This window comes from Spirosoma endbachense, assembly GCF_010233585.1.
Classification (GTDB): domain Bacteria; phylum Bacteroidota; class Bacteroidia; order Cytophagales; family Spirosomataceae; genus Spirosoma; species Spirosoma endbachense.
The window spans coordinates 10,315,953-10,323,815 of the sequence record NZ_CP045997.1; the positions used below are offsets into that span (position 1 = coordinate 10,315,953).

Annotated in this window: 4 protein-coding genes; all 4 read right to left on the reverse strand. The window is 47.8% G+C overall.

Features of this window, described 5'->3' with window-relative positions; all coding sequences use genetic code 11:
• Positions 1-3,217: hypothetical protein (locus GJR95_RS41630; RefSeq protein WP_198424793.1), on the reverse strand; the 3,217-nt coding region annotated here is incomplete at its 3' end.
• Positions 3,218-4,093: 876 nt separating this feature from the next.
• Positions 4,094-4,987 (reverse strand): alpha/beta hydrolase, encoded by an 894-nt coding sequence (locus GJR95_RS41635; RefSeq protein WP_162391496.1) that lies wholly within the window; start codon positions 4,985-4,987, stop codon positions 4,094-4,096.
• 150 nt (positions 4,988-5,137) lie between these two features.
• Positions 5,138-5,845 (reverse strand): LytR/AlgR family response regulator transcription factor, encoded by a 708-nt coding sequence (locus GJR95_RS41640; RefSeq protein ID WP_162391497.1) that lies wholly within the window; start codon positions 5,843-5,845, stop codon positions 5,138-5,140.
• Between the two features lie 456 nt (positions 5,846-6,301).
• Positions 6,302-7,726 carry a vanadium-dependent haloperoxidase gene (locus GJR95_RS41645; RefSeq protein ID WP_162391498.1) on the reverse strand — a complete coding sequence of 475 codons (1,425 nt, stop codon included), beginning with the start codon at positions 7,724-7,726 and terminating at the stop codon, positions 6,302-6,304.
• Between the last annotated feature and the right edge of the window lie 137 nt (positions 7,727-7,863).

The following is a 7,863-nucleotide window of genomic DNA, read 5'->3' on the forward strand; positions in this document are numbered from 1 at the left end:
TGGTTGGCTCATTGCCTGCAAGTGTTGCGGTAGTACTGACTGTGCCATCGGTAATGGTTATTAGTTGACTACCCATTGCATTGGTCGCCGAAAGGGTTCCTCTGACACTATACTGGTTCGTGGCGGTGTTGCAACCATCAGGGGCAACCACTAAGTTGAGCAGGCAAGGTGGTGTCACCGAGCAGGCGGCCGGGGCCATATAGGTGGTGGTCGTGGTTGAACAACCGGGCAGACTGGCGGTTACGGTATGGCTCTGTCCATCGGAGGTCAGGCCATTGAAGGCCGCCGTGAAGGAGAAGCTGGTGAGTCCACTGGCAATGGTGGTAGTCAGACTCTGGGCGCCATTGGTGACGGTGAGCACACCCGGTGTGGGGTTGGTCAGGGTGATGAGGGCCGTGGCCGAGTAGGCATTGGTGGCCGTGGCACAGAGACCGGCTGTAGCCACCGCACTCATGGAGCAGACTGGTGCGATCGAACAGGCGGCCGGGGCCATATAGGTCGTGGTCGTGGTCGAACAACCGGGCAGACTGGCTGTGACGGTATGACTCTGTCCATCGGAGACGAGTCCGTTGAAGGTGGCCGTGAAGGTGGCCGAGCTAACCGCCGTGGTGACGAAGGTCAGACTCTGGGCGCCATTGGTGACGGTGAGCACACCCGGTGTGGGGTTGGTCAGAGTTATGACAGCCGTTGCCGAGTAGGCGTTGGTGGCCGTGGCACAAATCCCTGGCGTGGCTACCGCACTGATCGAACAGGGGGGCGCTATCGAGCAGGAAGCCGGAGCGGTATAGGTGGCCGTGGTGGTTGAACAGCCGGGCAAGCTGGCGGTTACGGTATGACTCTGTCCATCGGAGACGAGTCCGTTAAATACCGCCGTGAAGGAGAAGCTGGTGAGTCCACTGGCAATGGTGGTAGTCAGGCTCTGGGCTCCGTTGGTGACGGTGAGCAGTCCGGGTGTGGGGTTGGTCAGTCTGACCAGAGCCGTGGCCGAGTAGGCGTTGGTAGCTGTGGCACAGAGCCCGGCTGTAGCTACTGCACTCATCGAACAGACCGGCGCGACCGAACACGAAGCTGGAGCGGTATAGGTGGCCGTAGTGGTTGAACAACCGGGTAGACTCGCCGTGACTGTATGGGAGGCTCCGTCCGAGATTAACCCATTGAAGAGTGCTGAGAAGGTCGCCGAGCTGACAGCAGTGGTGACGAAGGTCAGACTCTGAGCGCCATTGGTGACGGTGAGCAGTCCCGGTGTAGGGTTGGTCAGTCTGACCACCGCCGTGGCGGAGTAGGCGTTAGTGGCTGTAGCACAGAGACCCGGCGTTGCCACCGCACTCATCGAGCAGACGGGGGCGATTGAGCAGGAGGCCGGGGCCGTATAAGTAGCTGTGGTGGTCGAACAACCGGGCAGGGAGGCTGTCACGGTATGGCTCTGTCCATCAGAAATTAGCCCATTGAGAGTATAGTTGACCGATGTTGTAGCTGTAGTGACAGCTACCGTTGTGGTTGATGTGCCTGTGCTGATCGTGAGTGTACCAGCTATGGCAGCGGTCAAACTTACCGTACCGCTTAGGCTATATTGGTTGGTCGCGGGTGTACAGATTGTCGGTGTAGCTGTAGTATTCAGGGCACAGACTGGTGGAAAATCAGCATAAATATCAATATCTCCTATGTAGCCTTTATTGTTGAGAAAATAGTCGCCATTATAGTCGAAATTCCAGGTGCCATCCATGACGCCTTGCTCTGTTTTGTTGGCTGCAGTAACTGTACTGCTAATTGGTACACCCTGCGCCCCATAAACAAGATTCTGGTCGGGAAGCGCTGGTATTACATTATCAAAAAATATTCTGATGACATTCGACGACGCCCATATCATTTGCTCTTTATTGGCACTATTCACCGTACCGTTCATGTAGCCATAGTCTACTCCGCCAGCTGCATTTGTTTGGGTCTTAAAGGAGCCGACAAAAAACTCTTTGTTCAATGTCCAGGTAGATCCGCTTTTTACGTATTCCAAAGGCCGGGAAGAGTGTGCCCGTTCTACCCAATCCCACATCATTGACTTTCCTGACATGAGCATCTTGCCATCAGACGAAAACTCAATGTCTGTGATTGGGTCAGCCACCCATGCCGTGCCATCACCGCCATTTCGGGCCGTATAACCACTAATGAACGGAACCGTAATTTCCAATTTATCGCTACCTGCTACAAAATCACCCGAGGCATTCAGGGCAACAGAGCGAATAGTATTTTGAGTGTTAGTGCCAATCTCCTGATTCCAAACCGCATAGTATACCCGGTTATCAATATGGTTATAACCAATGCCCCAGATCCTTTCGCCTAATGGTGCATATCCGGGAAGGCCATCATCGGCCGACATGGGATCAAAATTGCTTAAAATGGTGCCTGATGTACTGATGCGATAAATCTTGCCATCCTCCAGATTTGTAGCAAACAGCTGATTATGAATATAATCGTAATCAATGTTGCCCAAACCCGGACCTGTTTTATTCGTTTGATGATAGTACCAGATGGCGGTTGTTCGTCCGTAGGGGTCCGTAAATGGGGTTCCCGCTCCACAACAACCAACTGAGCTTGCCGGGTCAAATAAAGGAATAGACGCCGTTTGAGGCAGTGTGGCCAAAACAGTAACGGCCTCCGTGTTTGCATCAATCTTATAAATAGCACCCGGTCCTCCTTTTCCTGGATGGTCCGCCCCTTTGGGATAGAAACCATCGGAAGGGCGTGGATAAGAGGCTTTTACTGCTGCAGCACCAGTTGCCCATACACCCCATCCAGAATAGTGGGTTGTATAGATATTTTTTTGCTTATCATAGGTAATACCAAAAACACCACCCAGTTTGTCGGTCCTGCCGGTTGCGTCATTTACGGTGCCAAATAACCAGTCTGAAGCCATGTAGACACTAGGTTCAAACGGAGCCGGGCTTGCTGACGGAAGGCTTCTAACATCCTTGATCCCAATCACAGGATCATTCGGATTGGCTGGCTTTATCGTATATATATCACCAGTGCCGCAGGTAACGATCGATTGCCCTTCGACCAAAGGAAGCTGGGCGTATGTTTCCTGCTTTACAGCAGTCATTAAGAACATACCAACCGAAAAAATAGTAGTCCTGAGGATCCATCGGAACAAGGGCCGATCCAAGTGGATCTTCGTTCCATGGGTCTGAAGGGAGACAAACTGAACGTGATAGAGAAGCGTCATAGTTACAGTGAATAAAAATGCTTGCGGGGTAAATGGTGGTGTGCTAGCTCGTAGCCTTATAGGGTCCGTGCCAGTTTTAAAATTCAGTGCTCCTGAATGAAAAGTGACCGAGAGAGAGCGCTGACTCTATTATCGTTAATAGTCAGCACAGGCAATAGAGCAGGCATAGATCGGAATCCGGGCACTCCTTAACCGCACTTGATCGATAAGCAGTCGTAAATGGTGGTACCGTGAGTAGAAATAGTCATAGATTTTGATTAAATTCTGTCCGCTGAGGGTATTAATCAAGATGTATGCCTTGGCGATGGAAAAAAATGTGCTTAGCTTTTTAGCCCTCTATAAACTAAAGAAAAAGGTATGAAAATGCTTTTTAGCGTTATGAAACCATCGCTCGTCTCATGTGAAAGCTGACCTGGAAAAGCTAAGAAATTACAATTGGATAGCAATTTGCTTATGACAGCGGACGGGTGTGGGTCAAGGAAGTATTTATCCTTAAACGTTTGATGAACACGAGCTCGATTTATCCGTAGCTGGGTAAGGCATCAATTCAGCCATGTCTTAACACGTTACTTCTGGAATAGCAGGGTTAAAACTGGCAGTTAATACTGGTTGGCGATGAGCAAATGTGATGGCCTGATCGGTTGTAGATAATGGCAAAAAGGCTGATTTGGGCGAGACTAAGTTGGCTACGGTGCTCTTCTTGATGAAGGTAAACAAGCCGCCAATTCCTTCCTAAAGAGTTCTAAAAAGGTTATGAATCAATTCAATAGCTGAGAAACAGTCGTCGCAGCCCGTTACTAACTTGTTGCGAGTCAGGGCAGTTGAATTAATACCCAGATCCTATTCCTGCTGACATCTAATCTGCGTCAATATCAATTAGAGTTTCATATGGCGCTGAAAGAAGGCTACCGTTTTAGCCATACAATCCTTATTATTAGTCTCGCTAAAGCCATGGCCATCCAGATATTCGTAATAGTCATTTGGGACTTTCTTCGCTATTAACTTTGCATGGAGCCATTGGCTCTGGTAAATGGGTACGACTACATCCAGCGTGCCATGAAATACGATCGTTGGTTTGTCTTCCGTATTCAATTGTGTGTAAGGGCTATTGGCATGATAAATTGCCACATTTTTTTCCCAGCTAAATCCGTTATACTGGGTAAGAACGTCTTTAATCTTGAGGCCAAGGAAAGCGTTAAAACTGTTGTACCAATCCCAATCATCGATCACGCAGGGGGCATATAAATCTGCTACGCATTGAACATAGTCGTTGTTGTTCTGAGTGTAGGTATACAATAGAGCAAGTTGGGCTCCTGCACTGGCTCCTATTATTCCCATCGTATCCGAGATCTGGAAGGATACTTTATTCGTAGCTATGAAGTTTACCGCGGCTTTAATATCTGACATAATCTCCTCACTATGAGCGTTATTGTTATTAGCCAGCCGATAATTAATGTTGGCTACTGCGCAGTCGGGCCACTTGGCTCTAAAGGCTGCCACCAAGCTATTCATTTCCGTTTTATCACCGCCAAACCAGGCCCCGCCGTGAATCATTACCACCAGTTTAGTTGCAGCCGTCCGGTTTGCGGGTAAATACAGATCCATCTTTTGACTGACATGTGTGCCATAAGCTGTATTCAACATAATACGCTCGGGCAAAGTAGACGTTGCTGGAGTGGCTGGCGTTGTTGTGGTAACGGGCTTACAGGCGCTAAAAAGCGAAAGCAAGACCAGTACCCCAAAGGGCACAAAGTAGGTATTTTTTTTCATAAGATATAGGTGTCGAACCAGCGCGTGAAGAGCAGACTATATCTGAGTTGTAGCCTGTTTATAGGTGTAGGAACAGAGTAAACGACTCATTGGCGAGTCGTTTACTCTGTTCCGTTTTGTACCCTGCGATATAGATAAATTCCCTCCTTGCTATAGTTCCTTTTTAACAACCAGGGGAAATAACTCTCGTACTAACTCACGATATTGCAGGCCAATGGGAATCCGCGTATTCTCAATCCAAACCGCCTTGGCGTCCAGCATAGAAACTTTGGCGAGATTAATGATAAACGATTTTTGGATTCGCTGAAATTGCCAGACAGGCAACTGCGCTTCTAATGCCGAGATTGGCGAATTGACAATGATTGTCTGCCCTGGCATATGGATTTTGGTACTTGCACCAAAGGCCTCGAAGTAGAGCAGTTCATCCAGTGTGAATTTATGTAACTTCCGTCCGCTATAGAGCAGGATAGATTGATTTGCTTCCTGCTTTTTGTGGTTAACCGGAGATGCCAGGGCACGAAAAATAGCTCTAAATAGCCGTGGTAAAGTAACGGGTTTAAGCAGGAAATCGGCGATAGGCAGGTCGAAACATTCGACTGCGTAGTGGGCCTCAGTGCTGATAACGATAGTGACTGGAGGAGTGGGCAACTGGTGAAACCAGCTAAGTCCGGACTGGTCGGCTAAATGTGTATCTAAAAATACAACATCATACTGATTGGCCTGGATTAACTCGATCGCTTCTCCAATAGTGTGTCTGCACTGAATCTTATTCGTGAGAGGAACCTGGGTCAATAATTTGTTTAAATGTTGTAGATCGGCCTGATTATTACCCAGAAGCAAATAATTATAATTTACCATACCGCTGTACTAATCTACGTGGATTAGCAACGTTTTTCAAGTTAAGTTAACAGTGGTTCACAATCGAATAGAACCCAATCAAGCAGTCGTTTGAATGATAATAGCTTAGTAATACCAGTGTTTTAGGATGCTAGTTGTGCTATCCGATTGGAATGATAAGCATTAGACGAATGGCATTTTCTATAGTAACAAACCGACCAGTAAGTACACCCAGAATTTTTTTATTGGGCCAATTTGCCCATCCATAATCAGTTCAGCGTATTTAGAAGAATGTGCTAACGGTAGGTAGTATACGTAATCAATAGGGCAAAATATTGTTGCAAAGTTTATTGACTGGAAAAATCGTACCTCAACAGGTGAGAAAGATTATAAGTTAAATTAAAGCCAAAATCATAGGCAAGCTTACCATCAGTTGAAAATGGCGGTTTGCGAAACCGCCCAAAATATTATTTAGCCTTAGTGCCAGCGAAGCGCGTTAATGTTGCGACCTATTTTAGTGCCTTCAGCCAGGCCTACTTCATTGTCGTATCGGGTATGAATACCACCCATCAACCGCGAATCGGCACACTCCTGAGCGGCCGCCCAAAATGAGGTGTAATGGCGGTCTTCAAACTTTAATGTATGCGTGGTAAAGTTTGGAAGTAGATAGATATTATTGGTAGGATTGGGGGTGTCGGGTAGTGGCCCCTGAATATAATACGTCAGTTGGGGGCGGTGGGAATGTGTATTATCGGTAAATGAAAAATCAGGGCCATACAATTCGGTCAGAACCGTGGCTGTGGCGGCCGATTGTACCGCATGGCCCGAATAAAACGAAGGAAAAGGAGGTTCCAGAAAAAAAGGTAACCACGCATATCGCTTGTTGGTCGTGCTAGCAATCTGGGTTCTAATAAATGAAGAAGGACGTTCGACCATAAAGGTAAATTTTGTTTTCCAGCAGCAGATAAACGCATCAGCAACGGCCATACCCACTCGTGCATAAGTTTCGGCGGCTTTTACCAAGCCAGCCTCGCTGTTGCGAATGGCAATCGTAGCCAGATTATAGGAGTGTCCAGGGGGGGAGCAAGTCTCAATTGGATCGTCGCCCCACCACATCACAATAGCACGATCTGAATCAGTGAGCGACTTTTTTCGATCAAATACCTCTTTGTAGTGCCGATAATACTGACTGGTTGTATCCGTCGAATAGACCAGCGGTTTAGGTAAAGGAAGTCGAGCATTCCGGGATGAAAACGGTCGATTCTGTCCCCAGGAGGGATGCATCGGAATTTTGGTATTCGACTGACCTATTGCAGGGGGCACCCACATGCCTGACCCCTGGGTGTGTACGTAATCTTTCGGGAAATTATGAAGGTAACCTTCATAGCCACCATCGCTCTTCGACCATTCATAGATTTTTGTGGCGATGGCTTTGCCATATTGTTCCGACCGATCAACTACCTCTGGAGTAAGACTGGCTGCATAGCGGTGATGGATAGCTTCTTCCAGTGAGTCAATCGATAGCGTTCTATTCGTATAAGCATACAAAGCCTTTAGCATATAGGCTTGCCCGGCGTTAAGAGCGAGTTCCCAGCAATAGGCTTTCTTAAGATCGGGTTTTGGTAACGAAAGCGTGTCAGCTAATTTTCGAATCACTGAGCGATGCTTCGGAGAGGCATAGACCACCGTTTCGTACATGGTCAGGCCCAGATAGCCAATGGCTCTGGACCCGTAAGTGGGAGTGTTTTTAGGTGCTTTTGTCATGACCCGCACGGTCATATCGGCCCAATCTGTGGCGATTGACGTAGCAGGCTGATTGTTTATGGGTTGCTGGGCCCACGAGTGGGAACTCACTAACAAACAGGTTTGTAGAAGCAGACTTCTGACTAAGTTGTTGATCATTTTCCTTGTTACTAGTACTCTTCCAATTTAATCCTTACATCAACTTGGATTACAAGCCGGATTCACCTGCTCATACCACCGCTTGAGTTTGGTTTCCGCTGTAACTGCGGTAAAACTCCAATGCACCTTCACAGCAA

Coding starts and splice junctions, on each gene's coding strand:
- GJR95_RS41635 (WP_162391496.1), bottom strand. CDS start 4,987: ATGAAAAAAAATACCTACTTTGTGCCCTTTGGGGTACTGGTCTTGCTT.
- GJR95_RS41640 (WP_162391497.1), bottom strand. CDS start 5,845: ATGGTAAATTATAATTATTTGCTTCTGGGTAATAATCAGGCCGATCTA.
- GJR95_RS41645 (WP_162391498.1), bottom strand. CDS start 7,726: ATGATCAACAACTTAGTCAGAAGTCTGCTTCTACAAACCTGTTTGTTA.